The 17,166-nt window shown below is 52.4% G+C and carries 19 protein-coding genes; 10 read left to right on the forward strand and 9 right to left on the reverse strand.

Translation table 11 applies throughout. The features are described 5' to 3' along the window. Positions 1-24 precede the first annotated feature (24 nt). On the reverse strand, positions 25-756 hold the full coding sequence (rstA, locus tag OLG56_RS10540) for a two-component system response regulator RstA (protein ID WP_001080048.1): 732 nt from the start codon (positions 754-756) through the stop codon (positions 25-27). Between the two features lie 126 nt (positions 757-882). On the opposite strand from rstA, the gene OLG56_RS10545 reads away from it, so the two are divergent. After that, the gene (locus tag OLG56_RS10545; RefSeq protein WP_000524877.1) at positions 883-1,218 is read left to right on the forward strand and encodes a GlpM family protein; all 336 of its coding nucleotides are present in this window, start codon (positions 883-885) and stop codon (positions 1,216-1,218) included. Between the two features lie 61 nt (positions 1,219-1,279). Here OLG56_RS10545 and OLG56_RS10550 read toward each other — a convergent pair whose 3' ends face one another. Together OLG56_RS10550 and ydgH are read right to left on the reverse strand one after the other, a co-directional pair. Continuing rightward, positions 1,280-2,662 carry an amino acid permease gene (locus OLG56_RS10550; RefSeq protein WP_000412353.1) on the reverse strand — a complete coding sequence of 461 codons (1,383 nt, stop codon included), beginning with the start codon at positions 2,660-2,662 and terminating at the stop codon, positions 1,280-1,282. Positions 2,663-2,959: 297 nt separating this feature from the next. Beyond that, positions 2,960-3,904, reverse strand: coding sequence for a DUF1471 family protein YdgH (ydgH, locus tag OLG56_RS10555; RefSeq protein ID WP_000769292.1), 945 nt, complete (start codon positions 3,902-3,904; stop codon positions 2,960-2,962). A gap of 526 nt (positions 3,905-4,430) precedes the next feature. Here ydgH and pntA point away from each other — a divergent pair. Together pntA and pntB are read left to right on the forward strand one after the other, a co-directional pair. Continuing rightward, complete coding sequence (gene pntA, locus OLG56_RS10565; RefSeq protein ID WP_001219356.1) at positions 4,431-5,960, forward strand: Re/Si-specific NAD(P)(+) transhydrogenase subunit alpha; 1,530 nt, start codon at positions 4,431-4,433, stop codon at positions 5,958-5,960. 10 nt (positions 5,961-5,970) lie between these two features. Continuing rightward, positions 5,971-7,359 (forward strand): Re/Si-specific NAD(P)(+) transhydrogenase subunit beta, encoded by a 1,389-nt coding sequence (pntB, locus tag OLG56_RS10570; protein ID WP_000014056.1) that lies wholly within the window; start codon positions 5,971-5,973, stop codon positions 7,357-7,359. Positions 7,360-7,533: 174 nt separating this feature from the next. Here the strand turns inward: pntB and OLG56_RS10575 are convergent, their stop codons facing one another. Next, positions 7,534-8,568: an AI-2E family transporter gene (locus tag OLG56_RS10575; protein ID WP_001118268.1), complete on the reverse strand. Its 1,035-nt coding sequence runs from the start codon at positions 8,566-8,568 to the stop codon at positions 7,534-7,536. A 135-nt stretch (positions 8,569-8,703) separates the two neighbouring features. Between OLG56_RS10575 and OLG56_RS22310 the strand changes: the two genes are divergently transcribed. The 3 genes from OLG56_RS22310 to mdtI all read left to right on the forward strand — a co-directional run bounded on the left by OLG56_RS22310 (position 8,704) and on the right by mdtI (position 9,664). Continuing rightward, positions 8,704-8,874 (forward strand): protein YdgV, encoded by a 171-nt coding sequence (locus tag OLG56_RS22310; RefSeq protein ID WP_001539987.1) that lies wholly within the window; start codon positions 8,704-8,706, stop codon positions 8,872-8,874. A 111-nt stretch (positions 8,875-8,985) separates the two neighbouring features. Beyond that, positions 8,986-9,348 carry a multidrug/spermidine efflux SMR transporter subunit MdtJ gene (gene mdtJ / locus OLG56_RS10580; protein WP_000500278.1) on the forward strand — a complete coding sequence of 121 codons (363 nt, stop codon included), beginning with the start codon at positions 8,986-8,988 and terminating at the stop codon, positions 9,346-9,348. Continuing rightward, positions 9,335-9,664, forward strand: coding sequence for a multidrug/spermidine efflux SMR transporter subunit MdtI (mdtI, locus tag OLG56_RS10585; protein ID WP_001183821.1), 330 nt, complete (start codon positions 9,335-9,337; stop codon positions 9,662-9,664). The genes mdtJ and mdtI overlap by 14 nt, the downstream gene beginning before the upstream one ends. 34 nt (positions 9,665-9,698) lie before the next feature. Here the strand turns inward: mdtI and OLG56_RS10590 are convergent, their stop codons facing one another. From OLG56_RS10590 to asr, 3 genes are all read right to left on the reverse strand, one after another. Next, entirely contained in the window at positions 9,699-10,520 is an 822-nt protein-coding gene (locus OLG56_RS10590) for a trypsin-like serine peptidase (RefSeq protein WP_207011563.1), read from the reverse strand. Between the two features lie 99 nt (positions 10,521-10,619). Then, on the reverse strand, positions 10,620-10,700 hold the full coding sequence (gene ydgU / locus OLG56_RS22315; protein WP_086011712.1) for a small membrane protein YdgU: 81 nt from the start codon (positions 10,698-10,700) through the stop codon (positions 10,620-10,622). Positions 10,701-10,788: 88 nt separating this feature from the next. Next, positions 10,789-11,037 (reverse strand): acid resistance repetitive basic protein Asr, encoded by a 249-nt coding sequence (asr, locus tag OLG56_RS10595; protein WP_000756317.1) that lies wholly within the window; start codon positions 11,035-11,037, stop codon positions 10,789-10,791. A gap of 235 nt (positions 11,038-11,272) precedes the next feature. Between asr and OLG56_RS10600 the strand changes: the two genes are divergently transcribed. Continuing rightward, entirely contained in the window at positions 11,273-11,365 is a 93-nt protein-coding gene (locus OLG56_RS10600) for a KPN_01571 family protein (protein ID WP_001068154.1), read from the forward strand. A gap of 66 nt (positions 11,366-11,431) precedes the next feature. Here OLG56_RS10600 and ynfM read toward each other — a convergent pair whose 3' ends face one another. Next, entirely contained in the window at positions 11,432-12,685 is a 1,254-nt protein-coding gene (gene ynfM / locus OLG56_RS10605; RefSeq protein ID WP_023232814.1) for a multidrug efflux MFS transporter YnfM/SxtP(Kp), read from the reverse strand. A gap of 119 nt (positions 12,686-12,804) precedes the next feature. Between ynfM and ynfL the strand changes: the two genes are divergently transcribed. The 3 genes from ynfL to bioD all read left to right on the forward strand — a co-directional run bounded on the left by ynfL (position 12,805) and on the right by bioD (position 15,873). Continuing rightward, positions 12,805-13,704 carry a multidrug efflux transcriptional activator YnfL/SxtR(Kp) gene (ynfL, locus tag OLG56_RS10610; protein ID WP_001019577.1) on the forward strand — a complete coding sequence of 300 codons (900 nt, stop codon included), beginning with the start codon at positions 12,805-12,807 and terminating at the stop codon, positions 13,702-13,704. A gap of 127 nt (positions 13,705-13,831) precedes the next feature. Beyond that, entirely contained in the window at positions 13,832-15,052 is a 1,221-nt protein-coding gene (mlc, locus tag OLG56_RS10615; RefSeq protein WP_000225087.1) for a sugar metabolism global transcriptional regulator Mlc, read from the forward strand. Between the two features lie 125 nt (positions 15,053-15,177). Next, a complete protein-coding gene (gene bioD, locus OLG56_RS10620; protein WP_000919206.1) occupies positions 15,178-15,873 on the forward strand; it encodes a dethiobiotin synthase in 696 nt (231 codons plus the stop codon). Here the strand turns inward: bioD and clcB are convergent. Then, a complete protein-coding gene (gene clcB, locus OLG56_RS10625; RefSeq protein ID WP_000554911.1) occupies positions 15,829-17,118 on the reverse strand; it encodes a voltage-gated ClC-type chloride channel ClcB in 1,290 nt (429 codons plus the stop codon). The two genes, bioD and clcB, sit on opposite strands and share 45 nt — an antisense overlap. Positions 17,119-17,166 lie beyond the last annotated feature (48 nt).

The raw sequence follows: 17,166 nt of genomic DNA on the forward strand, positions 1-17,166 counted from the left end.
AGGCAGGTAAAATCTGCAGCTAATTTATCCCGTCGTTTCGTCCCAGGCATGAGGGGCAAAAAGATAGCCTTTATTGCGAATGGTCTTTATACGATAGGGCTCAGCAGCGCTATCCAGCAGTTTCTTACGCAGGCGGGAAATCGCCACATCCACGCTGCGATCCAGACCATCATAATTGACGCCGCGCAGCGTTTTTAGCAACGCGTCGCGATCCATAATTTGTCCGGCGTGTGTCGCCAGTTCCCAGAGCAATTCAAAATCGGCGGTGGAGAGCGATATGAAATCGCCGTTGAGCTGGACCGCCCGGTTAAGGGGATCGATGGTTAACGCGCCAAAACGCAGCGCTTTATGCGGCGTAAGCGCGCTCTCCTGAAGACTTTTTGCCTGTTGCGTTTGTTCGCTTTGCCGCAGGTGTAAGCGCAGACGCGCCAGCAAAACGGCCGGAGGCGTGGTTTTGAGGATGTAGTCGCAGGCGCCCATCTCCAGCGCCAGAATATGATTCATATCACTGTCCAGCGAGGTGAGCAGGACAATCGGGCCTTGCCAGCGGTGGCGTAAATCGCGGCATATCGTCATGCCATCTTTACCTGGAAGCATAATATCCAGTAAAACCAGATCGGGCTGAGTAGTGAGGATAAGATCCTCCGCCCGGTCACCACGCGGCTCAACAATGACATCAATATCATGTTTCGCCAGATAAGCGGCAATGAGAGAACCCACTTCAGCGTCGTCTTCAACAAATACAATGCGGTTCATATTATAAATGGAGAATAGAAAACGCCAACATACACCGCCTCTGTTTTCCCTTCCATAAATCTTTTCTAAACGAGAGCGGTTCCGTTATGCTACACGCTGTTGTTATTAGCGTGTTAAGGCAAGGTAATGGGACTCGTGATTAAAGCTGCCCTGGGGGCGCTGGTCGTCGTATTGATTGGTCTGCTGTCAAAAACGAAAAATTATTATATCGCCGGATTAATTCCTCTGTTTCCAACGTTTGCGCTTATCGCGCACTATATCGTGGCCAGCGAGCGGGGCATCGACGCGATGCGTACCACCATCGTCTTTAGCATGTGGTCGATCATTCCTTATTTCATTTATCTTGCAACGCTATGGTATTTCAGCGGCGTGATGCGCCTGCCCGTCGCGCTTGGCGGTGCGGTGGTCTGCTGGGGGCTAAGCGCGTGGCTGCTGATTTTTTGCTGGATTAAATGGCATTAATATTGGCACAGACCGTGGTTTCCCCATCGTAATACATACGGATATTACGATGGGGAGGTTGTTAACCCACCAGCATCCACGTAGCCGGAACCGCCGCGACCAGCAATAAACCAATCAGCACGACTTCCTGACGATTTAATACGTTGTCATGCTTGTGCGTCCGACGCGCATACAGGAAAACCAGTAATCCAGGCGCGTACAGTACGACGGACAGCAACAGGTGCATGGGACCCGACGCATATAATAACCATAAGCCATAAATACAGGCTCCGATACCGACCGCCCGATGGAGGGGACGCGTTGCAATCTTCAGCAGAAATGCGCCGACCAGAAAGTAGGGCACCAGAATCATTTCTGACGCAATCGTCAATAGCGTGTTGTAGTCTGAACCGGTAAGCCAGATCAGTACCAGACAGATTTGCACACAGATATTGGTGAGCCATAACGACGCAGAAGGCGCACCTTGCGCATTTTGTCGCGCGAAGATGCCCGGGAAGGATTTATAGGCTGCCGCCAGAAATGGCACCTCCGCCGCCATGATAGTCCAGCTTAGATAAGCCCCGCAGACAGACACAATCAGTCCCGCCGCAATAATAATTTCTCCCCACGGCCCCATCATTTTCACCATCAGACCGGCCATCGACGGGTTACGCATCTCCGCCAGTTCCGGACGCGCAAGAACGCCAAGAGAAAGCAGCGTGACCAGGAGATATATTCCCAGCGCTGCGAGTACCGCCAGTAGCGTGGCGCGGCCTACATCGCGTTTATTTTTCGCTCGGGCCGAGACGACGACGGCGCCTTCAACGCCAATAAACACCCACAGCGTAATAAGCATGGTGTTCTTGACCTGTTCCCATACGGGAATACCGAGCTCAACACCGGTGAAGTCCAGTGTGAAGGTATCTAGTTTGAACATCATGATAGCCAGCACAATAAACGCGCCGAGCGGCAACAGTTTCGCCAGAGTCGCGACCAGATTGATGCTGGCTGCCGTTTGTACGCCGCGCAGGATGAGGAAATGGACAATCCAGAGCAGGACTGAAGCGCCGACAATAGCCTGCCAGGTATTACCGTCGCCAAACAGACGCAGCGCAGGCGTATCGGTAAAGAAACTCAGCGCTGAAAAAACGATAACCAAATAGGATACGTTGGCGATGACCGCGCACAGCCAATAGCCCCAGGCAGAACAAAAGCCAATCAGTTCGCCGAAGCCTTCGCGGGCGTAAGTAAAGATACCGCCGTCAAGCTCGGAGCGAATGCGCGTGAGGATTAACATGGCGAATGCCAGTAAGAGTATCCCCACGCCGGTAATGGCCCAGCCAATTAACAACGCAGCCGGACTGGCAACGGCGGCCATATTCTGGGGCAGACTGAAAACACCTGCGCCAAGCATTGAGCTTAAAACCAGCGCGGTCAGCGCGCTCAGTCCCAGTTTTTTTTCCATTGGTATCCAGCTATAAAAATGAAATTGGAAGAATAATTATTATGGCAAAACGCATAAAAATGGTGAAAGCCACTAAGGCGCGGGATTTTACGGAGAGAAGGGACCGCATGCAACGGCCTGGATAAGATTTATCGCCAAAAAAGCGAAAAGTGAGATTCATCGCGATATTTGACGGAACTGGCATCCCGCGAGAAAGTGCCTGATGGCGGCTTATCAGGCCTGCCGTTGAACGATCGTGTAGGCCTGATAAGGCAGGTATGCCGCCATCCGGCGAGAAGCCTGATGGCGACGCGCGCCTTATTTATAGAGGTCGGCGCTGATGGTGATGTTATTGCCGCGCTCCTGCCACTGACGCGTAATATGATAATACTTAGCGCCTTTCTTCGCCGCGCGTTTGGCGACCTGGTAGGAGATTTCTGTCATATTGCCGTAGTTGCCGGTGAACTTAACGCTGTCGAAAGGCACCATCATCGCAGCCGTCGCTTTATTCAGCTCCTCAACTTTTGTGCCATCCGGAAGTGTGACAGTGTAACGCCCACCTTTGGTGGATTGCGTTTCGAAGAAACGGCCTACTTCGGCGCTCGGCGAGGCTGACGTAGCGACGCCTGGAATTTCGACTTTCTTCGCAGCTTCGCCGCCCTGAGCCAGCGCGGCGCGGCCAGCTTCAGAGTCCGCCGGAATAGCGTCCGGGCTCTGGACGATGCGTTTTTTTGCATCTTGTTTATAGATAAATGCAGTGATGCGCTGGTTTCCGCCCTGATTCGCATCCACCTGACGAACAATATAGAAAGCGTATGCGTCTTTCTGTTTCGCCGCTTTCGTAATGGCATCGTTAACTTCCGGCTGGCTACGGTAGAAGCCCTGAACGGTGACGGTGTCATACGGTTCTAATTGTACGGCCTGGTCTTTCGGTAATTCCACGATGCCATTAATGACACGATTTTTGGGCGCGTCGGCTTTCGGCGCGTCGGCTTTATACACGTCCGCCACAACACGCCAGTTACCACTGTTGCCGAACTCCGAGGTGTCGACAACATAGAAGGAGGCTGCGCCTTCTTTATCTGCGCGGCGGGACACGGCGGAGACCGCATCGCCAATAGCATTAAAACGACCGGTAATAACGATGCGGTCATAAGGTTTTAGTGCAGCCGCTTGCTCCGGCGTCAGTTCTGTTGCTGCATGGACAGAAAAAGCAGCCGCAGAAAGCAGTGCCGACGCCAGGAGAGTGTTCTTAAGCTTCATAAAAATAATCCTTCGCCTTGCGCAAACCAGGTACTGGTATTGTTATTGACTAGAAACGTGGCTGATTATTGCATTTAAACCATATGGATGTCTGCGGGATTTTTCACGCATCGTGTCATGTATCCTATCTTTGATGATAACATTTGCCGATATGTCGAAAAAAACGGCGTCCGGGTGGCTAAGCTAATGAAGCGCATAAATTTAATAAGTTAATTTAATGTTAATTTCTTGATCCCGGCAGAGGTTTAATGATGTTTTACTGTCAAATTTGAGCGAATTATCAGCCCTCGCAGGCCATTTTCAAGGCATTATGGCTGCTTAGTGGCTGAATCGTTCATGTTTTGCAAATTTGATAAAAAATTCTGTTTTTTGGCGCTAGATCACAGGCGTTATTTTCAGTAGGTTATAGAGAGTTTGTAACGGTTTTATTCTGCAGGGGTAACATTTACCTCAAACGCGGGCAGGCGTACGCTTCTCGCGCTTACTGACAAACCATCATCAAAAATACCGATGGAAGGGAACATTTATGCGAATTGGCATACCAAAAGAGCGGTTACCCAATGAAACCCGTGTCGCTGCGACGCCGAAAACGGTAGAGCAGCTACTGAAGCTGGGGTTTAGCGTCGCTATCGAAAGCGGGGCGGGTCAACTGGCAAGTTTTGACGACAAAGCGTTTGCGCAGGCTGGCGCGGATATTGTAGACGGCAATGCTATCTGGCAGTCGGAAATTATTCTCAAGGTTAATGCGCCTGAAGAAGATGAAATCGCTTTACTGAACCCCGGGACTACGCTGGTCAGTTTTATCTGGCCTGCGCAAAATCCTGGGTTAATGGAGAAACTTGCCGAACGTAAGGTTACGGTGATGGCGATGGACTCCGTGCCGCGTATTTCCCGCGCGCAGTCGCTCGACGCGTTAAGCTCAATGGCGAATATCGCGGGTTATCGCGCCATTGTAGAGGCCGCGCATGAATTTGGGCGCTTCTTTACCGGGCAAATCACCGCCGCCGGGAAAGTGCCGCCGGCGAAGGTGATGGTGATTGGCGCGGGCGTAGCCGGTCTTGCGGCTATCGGCGCGGCAAACAGCCTGGGGGCGATTGTCCGCGCGTTTGACACTCGTCCTGAAGTCAAAGAGCAGGTCCAGAGTATGGGGGCTGAGTTCCTCGAACTGGATTTTAAAGAGGAAGCCGGTAGCGGCGATGGTTACGCCAAAGTGATGTCCGAGGCGTTTATCAAAGCGGAAATGGCGCTCTTTGCCGCCCAGGCCAAAGAGGTCGACATCATTGTTACCACCGCGTTGATTCCGGGCAAACCAGCGCCGAAGCTGATTACCCGCGATATGGTCGATTCTATGAAGGCCGGCAGCGTGATTGTCGACCTGGCCGCGCAGAATGGCGGTAACTGCGAATATACCGTCGCCAATCAGGTTGTGACGACGGACAATGGCGTGAAAGTGATTGGCTACACCGATTTACCGGGGCGTTTGCCGACGCAGTCATCCCAACTTTATGGCACCAACCTGGTTAACCTGCTGAAGCTGCTGTGCAAAGAGAAAGACGGCAATATTGACGTGGATTTTGACGATGTCGTGATCCGTGGCGTGACGGTGATTCGCGACGGCGACATTACCTGGCCTGCGCCGCCAATCCAGGTTTCCGCACAGCCACAGTCCGCGCCTAAAGCAGCACCTGCGCCAAAAGAGCCGGAAAAGCCCGCTTCACCCTGGCGGAAGTATGCGTTAATGGCGCTGGCGATCATTCTTTTTGGCTGGCTGGCCGATGTCGCGCCAAAAGAGTTCCTCGGCCATTTTACCGTGTTTGCTCTCGCCTGCGTGGTTGGTTATTACGTGGTGTGGAACGTGTCTCATGCGCTTCATACGCCATTAATGTCGGTGACCAACGCAATTTCAGGGATTATTGTTGTCGGGGCATTATTGCAAATTGGTCAGGGCGGCTGGGTCAGCTTCCTGAGCTTTATCGCGGTGCTTATCGCCAGCATTAATATTTTCGGTGGCTTCACCGTGACTCAGCGTATGCTGAAAATGTTCCGGAAAAACTAAGGGGTAACACATGTCTGGAGGATTAGTTACAGCTGCATACATTGTTGCCGCGATCCTGTTTATTTTCAGTCTTGCCGGGCTTTCAAAGCATGAAACGTCCCGCCAGGGGAATAACTTCGGTATTGCCGGGATGGCGATCGCGTTGCTGGCGACCATTTTCGGGCCGGATACCGGCAACGTGGCATGGATTCTGGTTGCCATGATTATTGGCGGCGCGATTGGCATCCGCATGGCGAAAAAAGTTGAGATGACCGAGATGCCGGAGCTGGTCGCGATTCTGCACAGTTTCGTGGGCCTGGCGGCGGTACTGGTTGGCTTTAACAGCTATCTGTACCATGACGCCAGTCTGGCACCGGTGCTGGTGAATATCCATCTGACCGAAGTCTTCCTCGGTATCTTTATTGGCGCAGTCACTTTCACTGGATCGATCGTAGCGTTTGGTAAACTGCGCGGCAAAATCTCTTCTAAGCCGTTGATGTTGCCTAACCGTCACAAAATGAACCTGGCGGCGCTGGTTGTTTCTTTCCTGTTGCTGCTGGTTTTTGTTCGTACCGAAAGCGTGGGTCTACAGGTACTGGCGCTACTGCTGATGACCATTATCGCGCTGGCGTTTGGTTGGCATCTGGTCGCTTCTATCGGCGGGGCGGACATGCCGGTGGTTGTTTCAATGCTGAACTCCTATTCCGGTTGGGCTGCCGCGGCGGCTGGCTTTATGTTAAGCAACGATTTGCTGATTGTGACCGGCGCGCTGGTCGGTTCGTCAGGCGCGATCCTGTCTTACATTATGTGTAAAGCGATGAACCGCTCTTTCATCAGCGTTATTGCCGGTGGGTTCGGTACTGACGGCTCCTCAACAGGCGACGATCAGGAAGCTGGCGAACATCGCGAAATCACAGCGGAAGAGACTGCTGAGATGCTGAAAAACTCCCACTCCGTCATTATTACGCCGGGGTACGGGATGGCGGTGGCGCAGGCGCAGTATCCGGTGGCGGAAATCACCGAAAAACTGCGTGCGCGCGGTATCAACGTGCGTTTCGGCATTCATCCGGTGGCGGGGCGCTTGCCGGGGCATATGAACGTGCTGTTGGCGGAGGCGAAAGTGCCTTATGACATCGTGCTGGAAATGGACGAAATCAATGATGATTTCGCCGATACCGATACCGTGCTGGTGATTGGCGCGAACGATACGGTGAACCCGGCGGCGCAAGACGATCCCCGCAGCCCGATCGCCGGTATGCCGGTTCTCGAAGTGTGGAAAGCACAGAATGTCGTGGTCTTTAAGCGTTCAATGAATACTGGTTATGCTGGTGTGCAGAACCCGCTGTTCTTTAAAGAGAATACGCAAATGCTGTTTGGCGATGCCAAAGCCAGCGTGGATGCAATTCTGAAAGCGCTTTAATCTTTTAAACGTGCGGCGGCCTCTTCGGAGGCCGTTTTTATACACTTCATCCTTTAAGCTGCCTCTTTGTTGGCTGCGCTCAGAAACTCCGGTCACATCGTTATCTATGCTCCAGGGGATTTCTTCCCTTGCCGCCGCGATGCATCTTGAATGATTTTGTGTATGTATTGCATTTTATCTTTTGTTTAAATCGCTAAGCAGAACGGCGATACTCTGCCCGCCGGTGGTCTGTTCGAGGGCGATTTTGACAATGATGGTTAACGGAACGGAGAGCAACATGCCCACCGGACCTAATAGCCAGCCCCAGAAAATTAACGACAAAAATACCACTAAGGTTGAAAGGCCTAAACCACGTCCCATGATACGTGGCTCAAGGATATTGCCGAAGACCAGATTAATCAGCAGATAGCCTGCCAGCACCAGCAGCGCATCATAAAACCCGTTAAATACCAGCACCTGAATAATGGGCGGCAGGGCAGCGAGCACCGATCCAATATTAGGGATATAATTCAGCGCGAAGGCCAGTAGACCCCAGACAAAGGCGAAGCGGACATCCAGCGCGGCCAGCATTCCCCATGCGACCAGCCCCGTCACGATACTGATCGCTGTTTTTAACACCAGATAATGGGAAACGCTATCAAGCGCGCGTTGAATTGCCGCCATGCCTTCCACCGGACGGCTCATCATCTGCTGCAGTTTTTCAGGCAATTGTGGAACCTCCAGCAGCATAAATACCACGGTCAATAACAATAAAAAGATGGACGACATGGCATTGGACAGCTGGGTGAGCAGGTTCGTTACCAGAGTCATGGCGGCGTTTGGATCGATATATTTCGCCAGCTCATCAACCGACACGCCAATGCCTGCTCGCTGTAACCACGGTTCAATACGTTGCAACGGTATCACCAATGAGGAGCGATATTGCGGTAGGGTACGAGCCAGTTCATTTAATGATGTCCCCAAATAGGCCAGTAGCAGTACCATTAACATAACAATAATCACAATGAGCAATGATACGGCGATAACGCGCGGAATTCGGCATCGGGTCATCCGTTGCACAACGGGATTGAGAACGACTGCAATAAATAACGCCAAAATAAAGGGAACAATGATATCTGCGGCGAAGCGGATACCGCTCAGAATAACCACCAGCATTCCCAGCATAATGACGATTTTTAGACCATTGAGCGTGATGATCGGTTTTGCCATATCAGTCCCTGTTTTCTGATGCCGACACGAATAATAATGTGATGTCGGTCGACCTGTTCTGGTTAAAATCAAACACTTCAGGTAAAGAAGTGAAAATATTTTGAGTTAATTCCTGGCTTATGATACAAATCAGGCGTGTTCAACTACCGAGGACAATTATCATCCGCGATGACGAGAAGCAACACTGCGGATAATTGTAATATTATGGACAATATGTTCAGCGCTTTTTTCTCCACGCAAACGCATCTTCACTCTACCTCCTTTTTCCTGCTTATCGGCGAGCAGCACTGGCGTAACGCACTTTAGTCTCTCACTTCTGCCTGAGCTGGCGCAATGCGCTGTGCTAACTGATTTTATTTTTTAGTTTGCTGCGTGCAGCAGACTCGAAAGAGTATATTCTCATGCAGGAGAAGTGTCATGTTTTACTGGATTTTATTAGCTCTGGCTATCGCGACTGAAATTACCGGCACGCTCTCAATGAAATGGGCTAGCGTGGGTAATGGCAATGCGGGTTTTATTTTAATGCTGGTGATGATCACGCTGTCATATATATTTCTTTCTTTTGCGGTAAAAAAGATTGCCCTGGGTGTAGCGTATGCCTTATGGGAAGGGATCGGCATTTTATTTATTACCATTTTTAGCGTGCTGCTATTTGATGAAGCATTATCAACCATGAAGATTGCCGGCTTGCTGACGCTGGTCGCCGGCATCGTATTGATCAAATCAGGGACGCGTAAACCCGGCAAACCGGTGAAGGAGGCGACTCGTGCAACAATTTGAATGGATACACGGCGCCTGGCTTGGGCTGGCAATAATGCTGGAAATCGCGGCTAACGTACTGTTGAAATTTTCGGACGGCTTTCGCCGTAAATGCTATGGCATCTTATCGCTTGCCGCTGTTCTGGCCGCCTTCAGCGCGCTTTCCCAGGCGGTTAAAGGGATAGACCTGTCGGTGGCGTATGCGCTATGGGGCGGTTTTGGTATTGCCGCCACGCTGGCGGCGGGCTGGGTGCTCTTCGGCCAGCGCTTAAATCCCAAAGGCTGGGTTGGCGTGATATTGCTGCTCGCCGGAATGGTCATGATCAAATTTGCCTGAGACGATCGCTGCCGGTCAGGCAGCGATTCCCGCATTAATCCTGCGCCAGAGCTTTCAGCTTATCGCGAAAGCCGGTGACGGATATGGCGCGGTTATCGGCGCGCCAGCGATCTTTAGCCGCAGGGGCGGAGCTTTGTACGCCAATGAGCTGCCATCCGCTATCCGTGTGCAATAAGAGCGGCGAGCCGCTGTCGCCAGGTAACGTGTCGCACTGGTGTGAGAGTACGGCATTCTGCGCCCAGCCGGTCACGACGCAATCCTGATGGGAATAGAGCGCATTCAGATGATCTTCCGGATAACCGGACTGCGTGACTTTTCGGTCTGCGGCTTTCAACGCCGCAGTGAGCGCCGCTTTATCGCCGGTAAATAAAGGCACTGGCGTGATACCGGAAGGTGGGTAGCGCAATATTACCAGACCAAAATCCCAGCTTGCCGCGGCAGGCGGAACAATCCAGCCATCGCCATCCGCTTTCAGGCGTCGGCCCAGCGACGGTTCAACGCGGCCTTCAATGCCGTGGATTTCATAGCGCCATACTCCTTTTCGCGCCACAAAACGCAGCGCAACCGCCTTGTCTGGTTTTCCTTTCGGTGGCGTTAGCAGGCAGTGACCTGCTGTCAGGGCGATATGCGGGGAGATAAGCGTTGCCGTACACAAATTACCGCTGGCGGTCTCTAGTTGCCCGATGGCATCCCACGGCGATTGGGTAGGATCGGCGACGGGCACCCGATCGTCATGGTTAAAAAAAAGCGTTTTAACGTCGCTGGCATCCGTGGCGTCTGTTTCAGCCTCCCCGGCTTTCGCCATAATCGGTAAAAAACACACTATGCCCAGTAATACAGCAATGGTTTTATGCATATCACACTCTGGTGGGTAATTATGATTATTAACAACAAACCCTCAGTACTACTATAGACGTGACGGTAAGAAAGTGGGAGTAAAATCAGATAACTACACTCAGGAAAGATAGAAATGCGTGGCAATAACGGCGCATAAAATAAGCACGATAAGAATGAGCTCAAAGCGGTAGCGAGACACTTTTTTGCCCTCCCGGAAGGCGGCGCTAAACCAGAACAATTTAGCGCCGTAAAAACGGGCGCGGGGGCGCGCCGCAGCATGTTACGACTTACGCAGCCGGTTGAGTAGTTGGTTTTGACGTGGTTTTGGCTGGCGCTTTACCACCTTTTTTCTGGTGCTTTTTAGCCGCCTGCGCTTTTTGCTCAACGGTTTTCTTATGCTGCTTTTTGTGGTGCTGGGTGGTCTGGGTTGTTTTGGCAGGCGTTGCGGTTTTCGCAGGCGTTGCAGTCTCAGCCGCGAATGCTGCGGAAGAGAGACCCATTGCAGCGGCAACAACCAGAGCTAATACTTTTTTCATTTTGATACCCTCGATTTGGTTTTCATTCAACCCCACTGCGGGGCCGGTGAAATGACTATATCGCTGTTATCAAAAGGCTTCCGTGAGTGATTGGTTTCGGCATGTAACGCTATGTACAATCCCCCGGTAACGCGATGTCAGCCCCCACCATAATAGGTAGCTTTACGTTACCGGCCGTTATTTTTGGTTGCAGAGTCGGTAATATTCGCTCTCCAGAATAACAAGTACACCGTATATGAATCCGATAATCTGGGTGGTATTTACGCTTCTGGCGCTGGATGCAATCAGAGAAGTCATGGGAGTATCAAGCTTGACAGGTCTGTGGTAAACAGTGAGTCGTGGCGTGAAACCAGCCCGGCGATAGCGCACGTTGCTATCGCCGGATTATTTCTTTTCAGGCGTGAAGACGATGATGTAACCGCGTCCCGACCAGGATGGCCAGCACCAGCATTAGCGCGATAAAACCGCCTACGCCGTTCCAGCCGTAACTATGCCAGAATACGCCGCCTAGCGTCCCGGCGATACTGGACCCCAGATAATAGCTGAAAAGATAAAGTGACGAGGCCTGTCCCTTCGCCCGGCGCGCACGCGGGCCAATCCAACTACTGGCCACGGAGTGCGCGGCGAAAAAGCCGGCGGAAAAAAGCAGCATCCCGGCAAAAATCAGCCAAAGCGAGGTAAAAAGTGTCAGTAAAAGCCCGCCCAGCATTACTGCGATAGAGAACAGCATCACCGGCCCCCGGCCATAGCGTGAGGTCATTGCGCCAGCTTTCGGCGAGCTCCATGTGCCGGTGAGATAGGCTACGGATAACAGTCCGACCACGGCCTGGCTTAATTCCCAGGGGGAGAGCATCAGGCGATAGCCAATGTAGTTAAACAGGGTGACGAATGCGCCCATCAGTAAAAAGCCTTCCACAAACAGCAGAGGTAACCCTCGATCGCGCCAGTGGAGACGGAAATTAATAAATAGCGTTTTAGGCCGTAGCGATGTAGGACGGAAATGTTGCGAGGCGGGTAAAATCTTCCAGAACATCAGCGCGGACGCCAGCGCAAAGCATCCGATGGCCGCCAGCGCGATGCGCCAGTTAAAAAAGTCGGTCATGACGCCGCTTAATAAACGCCCGCTCATCCCGCCGATGGAATTACCGCTAATATAGAGCCCCATAGAGAAAGCGACAAAGCTGGGATGGATTTCTTCGCTCAGGTAGGTCATTCCCACTGCGGCGACGCCGCTTAACGACAGACCGATCAGCGCGCGCATAATCAGAATACCATGCCAGCTGGTCATCATGGTTGATAACAATGTGCAGCAGGAGGCTAATAACAAGGCTGTGACCATCACCGGTTTACGGCCTATCGCATCAGAAAGCGGGCCGGTAAAAAGTAAGCCGATAGCCAGCATGGCGGTAGAAATAGAAAGTGAAACGCTGCTGCTGGCTGGGGAGACGCCAAACTCTTGGGAAAGTACCGGTAATATAGGCTGAACGCAATAAAGGAGCGCGAAAGTCGCCAGGCCCGCGGAAAAAAGGGCCAGCGTGACGCGCATGAAAGGCGCTGTACCGCGTTTAATAAATTGAACCGGCTGAGAATGGCGTTGTTCATCGATATCGCTCGCCGTGGCGTCATCGAGAATAGTTGTACGACTCACGTTAAATCCTTGCTTTACATCTCCGTCAACAGGAGACGGGTATAACCGACATGTAAAGCATAGAAAAAGCAAAATATTCTGTCTAATATATTAATTGTCTCAAATAAGACGTTAAAAATATGAATATCGAATTACGCCATTTACGTTACTTTGTGGCGGTAGCAGAAGAACTGCATTTTGGTCGCGCCGCCGCGCGCCTCAATATCTCGCAGCCGCCGCTCAGTCAGCAGATACAAATTCTGGAGCAGCAGGTCGGCGCGCGATTACTGGCGCGGACCAACCGCAGCGTAGCGTTAACGGCCGCCGGGCGACAGTTTCTGGTGGATAGCCGACACATCCTGAGTCTGGTAAACGACGCCGCCGCTCGCGCCGAGCGGTTGCATCAGGGCGAAGCGGGTGAAATCCGTATTGGCTTTACGTCTTCAGCGCCTTTTATTCGGGCGGTATCGCATACCTTTTCGCTGTTCCGCCAGTCCTATCCGGGAGTGCATATGCAAACGCGTGAAATGAATACGCGTGAGCAAATCGCGCCGCTCAACGAAGGCGTACTGGATATTGGCTTGCTGCGGAATACGCCGCTGCCCGACACACTTAATCGCGAGGTGATTTTGCATGAGCCGCTTATGGCCATGATCCCGCGCGAACATCGGCTGGCGCAAAAGCCGGTCGTCAGTCTGACAGAGCTGGCGGAAGAACCTTTCGTCTTTTTCGATCCGCATGTCGGGACGGGCCTCTACGACGATATTCTCGGCCTGATGCGGCGCTATAACCTGTCGCCGACCATCACGCAGGAGGTTGGCGAGGCAATGACCATTATTGGTCTGGTGGCGGCGGGACTGGGCGTCTCGATTCTGCCGGCATCCTTTAAGCGTGTACAGATGAGCGAGATGCGCTGGGTTCCCCTGGCTGAAGAGGACGCCGTATCTGAAATGTGGCTGGTATGGCCAAAGCATCATGAACAGAGTCATGCCGTACAGCGGTTTTGCCAACTGCTATTACTGGCTGCCCGACGGGATTAATTACGCTTAAAAAGGGTGAAAATGTGCAGTTAATCACACGGCTAAGCAAAAAGTTGACGGCGAGTATTGAAGTGTTTCACCATAGCACACAGATTATTTCGGAGCGCGAAAATAAAGGGAGTGAGCGGTGGTTGCTGATAGTCAGCCTGGGCATATCGATCAAATTAAGCAGACCAATGCTGGCGCAGTGTATCGCCTGATTGATCAGCTCGGACCGGTATCGCGAATTGACCTGTCTCGTCTGGCGCAGTTGGCGCCTGCCAGTATTACGAAAATTGTTCGCGAAATGCTGGAAGCGCATTTGGTTCAGGAACTTGAAATTAAAGAGGCGGGCAGTCGTGGACGTCCCGCCGTCGGGCTGATGGTGGAAACAGAAGCCTGGCACTATTTATCTATTCGTATTAGCCGTGGCGAAATTTTCCTTGCGCTGCGCGATCTTAGCAGCAAACTGGTGGTAGAAGAGTGTCTGGCGCTGCCGTTAAACGAAGCCACGCCGTTGCTTGAGAGAATTATTACGCACGTTGATCGGTTTTTTACCCGCCATCAGCAGAAACTGGAGCGTCTGACCTCCATTGCCATTACGTTACCGGGCATTATCGATACCGAAAACGGCGTTGTGCACCGGATGCCGTATTACGAAGATGTCAAAGAGATGCCTTTGGGAGATGCGCTGGAGCGGCACACCGGCGTACCGGTTTACATCCAGCATGATATTAGCGCCTGGACGATGGCAGAGGCGCTTTTTGGCGCCTCACGCGGCGCGCGCGACGTTATCCAGGTGGTGATTGATCATAATGTGGGGGCGGGCGTTATCACCGACGGTCATTTGCTTCATGCGGGCAGTAGCAGTCTGGTAGAGATTGGGCATACCCAGGTCGATCCTTATGGTAAGCGCTGTTATTGCGGTAATCATGGCTGTCTGGAGACCATAGCCAGCGTCGATAGCGTGCTGGAACTTACGCAGCTTCGGCTTAATCAGTCGATGAGTTCAATGTTGCACGGCCAGCCGTTAACGGTAGATTCACTGTGTCAGGCGGCGATGCAGGGAGATCTATTAGCAAAAGATATTATTAGCGGCGTTGGCGCGCATGTCGGACGCATTCTGGCTATCATGGTGAATTTATTTAATCCGCAAAAAATTCTTATTGGTTCGCCGCTAAGTAAAGCGGCTGATATCCTTTTTCCGGCCATTGCTGACAGTATCCGTCAGCAGGCGCTGCCCGCCTACAGTAGGAATACGGTAGTGGAAAGCACGCAGTTTACCAACCAGGGCACGATGGCCGGGGCGGCGTTGGTAAAAGACGCGATGTATAACGGCTCTTTGTTGATTCGTCTATTACAGGGTTAACATTTTTTAACTGTTGTACAAAAATTTGCGCTAACTCAAGCTGATTGCCCTTGCCATATCTTAGACTTTCTCCACTGTATTATTTTCCTGGCTTATATTTTCGAAGCATAACGGTGGAGTTAGTGATGCTGAAGCGTTTCTTTATTACAGGTACAGACACTTCTGTTGGGAAGACGGTGGTTTCCCGCGCATTACTACAAGCGTTAGCGTCGGGTGGTAAGAGCGTCGCAGGGTATAAACCTGTCGCTAAAGGGAGCAAAGAGACTGCAGAAGGGATGCGCAACAAAGACGCGCTGGTATTGCAAAGCGTCTCTTCGCTGGAGTTGCCGTATGAGGCGATTAATCCGATCGCGTTAAGCGAAGAAGAAAGCAGCGTCGCGCATAGCTGTCCTATAAATTACACCTTGCTGTCCAACGGTCTGGCGAGCCTGAGCGATAAAGTGGACCACGTGGTTGTGGAGGGTACTGGCGGCTGGCGTAGTTTGATGAATGATTTACGTCCATTGTCCGAATGGGTGGTACAGGAACAGTTACCGGTATTGATGGTGGTAGGGATTCAGGAGGGGTGCATTAATCATGCGCTACTGACTGCGCAAGCTGTCGCTAACGATGGACTGCCATTAATTGGTTGGGTGGCGAATCGTATCAATCCTGGCCTGGCGCATTATGCTGAAATTATTGATGTGCTTGGGAAAAAACTGCCAGCGCCGCTGATTGGCGAGTTACCGTACCTGCCGCGCGCCGAGCAGCGTGAGCTGGGGCAGTATATTCGTTTATCAATGCTCGGCAGCGTGCTGGCGGTAGATAGAATCATGGCGTAACGTTCGCGAGAGCACTGACGCGACTACACAGGCAATCAGCAGACCGGGGAGTAACTGATACTCGCCGGTCATTTCACAAATCATCAGGGTGGACATTATCGGCGCATGGGTTGTCGCCGCCAGTAGCGTCGCCATACCCGCCAGCCCCAATAAAATTGCTATTTCATCCGAGCCTGGCAGCCAGAATCCCCATATCCGACCCAGAAACATTCCAATTGATAATCCGACAAATAATGTTGGCGTAAAGACGCCGCCCGGCGCGCCAGACCCGCTGCTGGCGAGCACCGCCAGGATTTTGCACACAAAAATTCCGCCAATCAGCGAGAATAGCGGCGGGGAGAGCAAAAATGATTGTACGACGCTATAGCCGTTTCCCCATACCGTGGGCGTGAGTAACGACAGTAATCCGACAATAAGCCCGCCCAACGCCAGTTGCCAGGGCGGGGACAGTTTTAAACGTAAGAAACTATTATGACTGGCCGTCATCAGCCACATCAGCAATGGGCCGCACAGACCGGCGACCAGGCCGGTACTGACTATCATGACGTACTCCCGCGCGTGGAGATCAACGGTCAGATGTACGGTATAGAGTAGTGAATCGCTACCGTTTAATACATGGGTGGTTAGCAGGGCGACGACGGCGGAAACGACAACCGGGCCGAGGGAAGCCAGCATTAAGGTACCGAACAGGATCTCCGCGATAAACAGGCTGCCCGCCAGCGGCGCATGGTAAGCGCCCGCCATGCCCGCAGCGGCGCCGCTGGCGATCCATAATTTCCATTCCTCACGCGGCGTGAAGCGTCGGGCAAAGCTGGATGCCGCCAGCGCGGCGAGGAGGATCATTGCGCCTTCGCGACCAATTGCGCTGCCGCTGACCACGACCAGCAGCGAGGCCAGCGATTTCACCAGACTGGCGCCAACGTCAAATTGCCCGTCGGTTTGCAATGCTTCCATATAGTCAGTGGGCGCATGGGGGCGCTGTTGGTTCATTTTTTGCCACCCCCACAGCAACAGACCAGCGGCCAGGCCGCCAAGCGCCGGCGTAATCAGCCGTCGCCAGGGCGAAAGCCCCTCAGCCGCATTCACCAGACTGCCGGTGTCATTACTCAGGAAAATCCACTCCAGCAATTGCATCGCATGACGGAAGGCGGCGACAGCCAGCGCCGCGAGAATACCGATGAGCGTAGCGATCAGCAGGCGACGAAACATCGCGCGCAGATCCGGGTAAGCGTGTAAACGATGCATGAGCAGGTAAACAGGGAGTTTCAGGATAGCCTATTCTGCGGGGAAATG

Source organism: Salmonella sp. 2018103 (assembly GCF_026247685.1).
Taxonomy (GTDB): domain Bacteria; phylum Pseudomonadota; class Gammaproteobacteria; order Enterobacterales; family Enterobacteriaceae; genus Salmonella; species Salmonella enterica.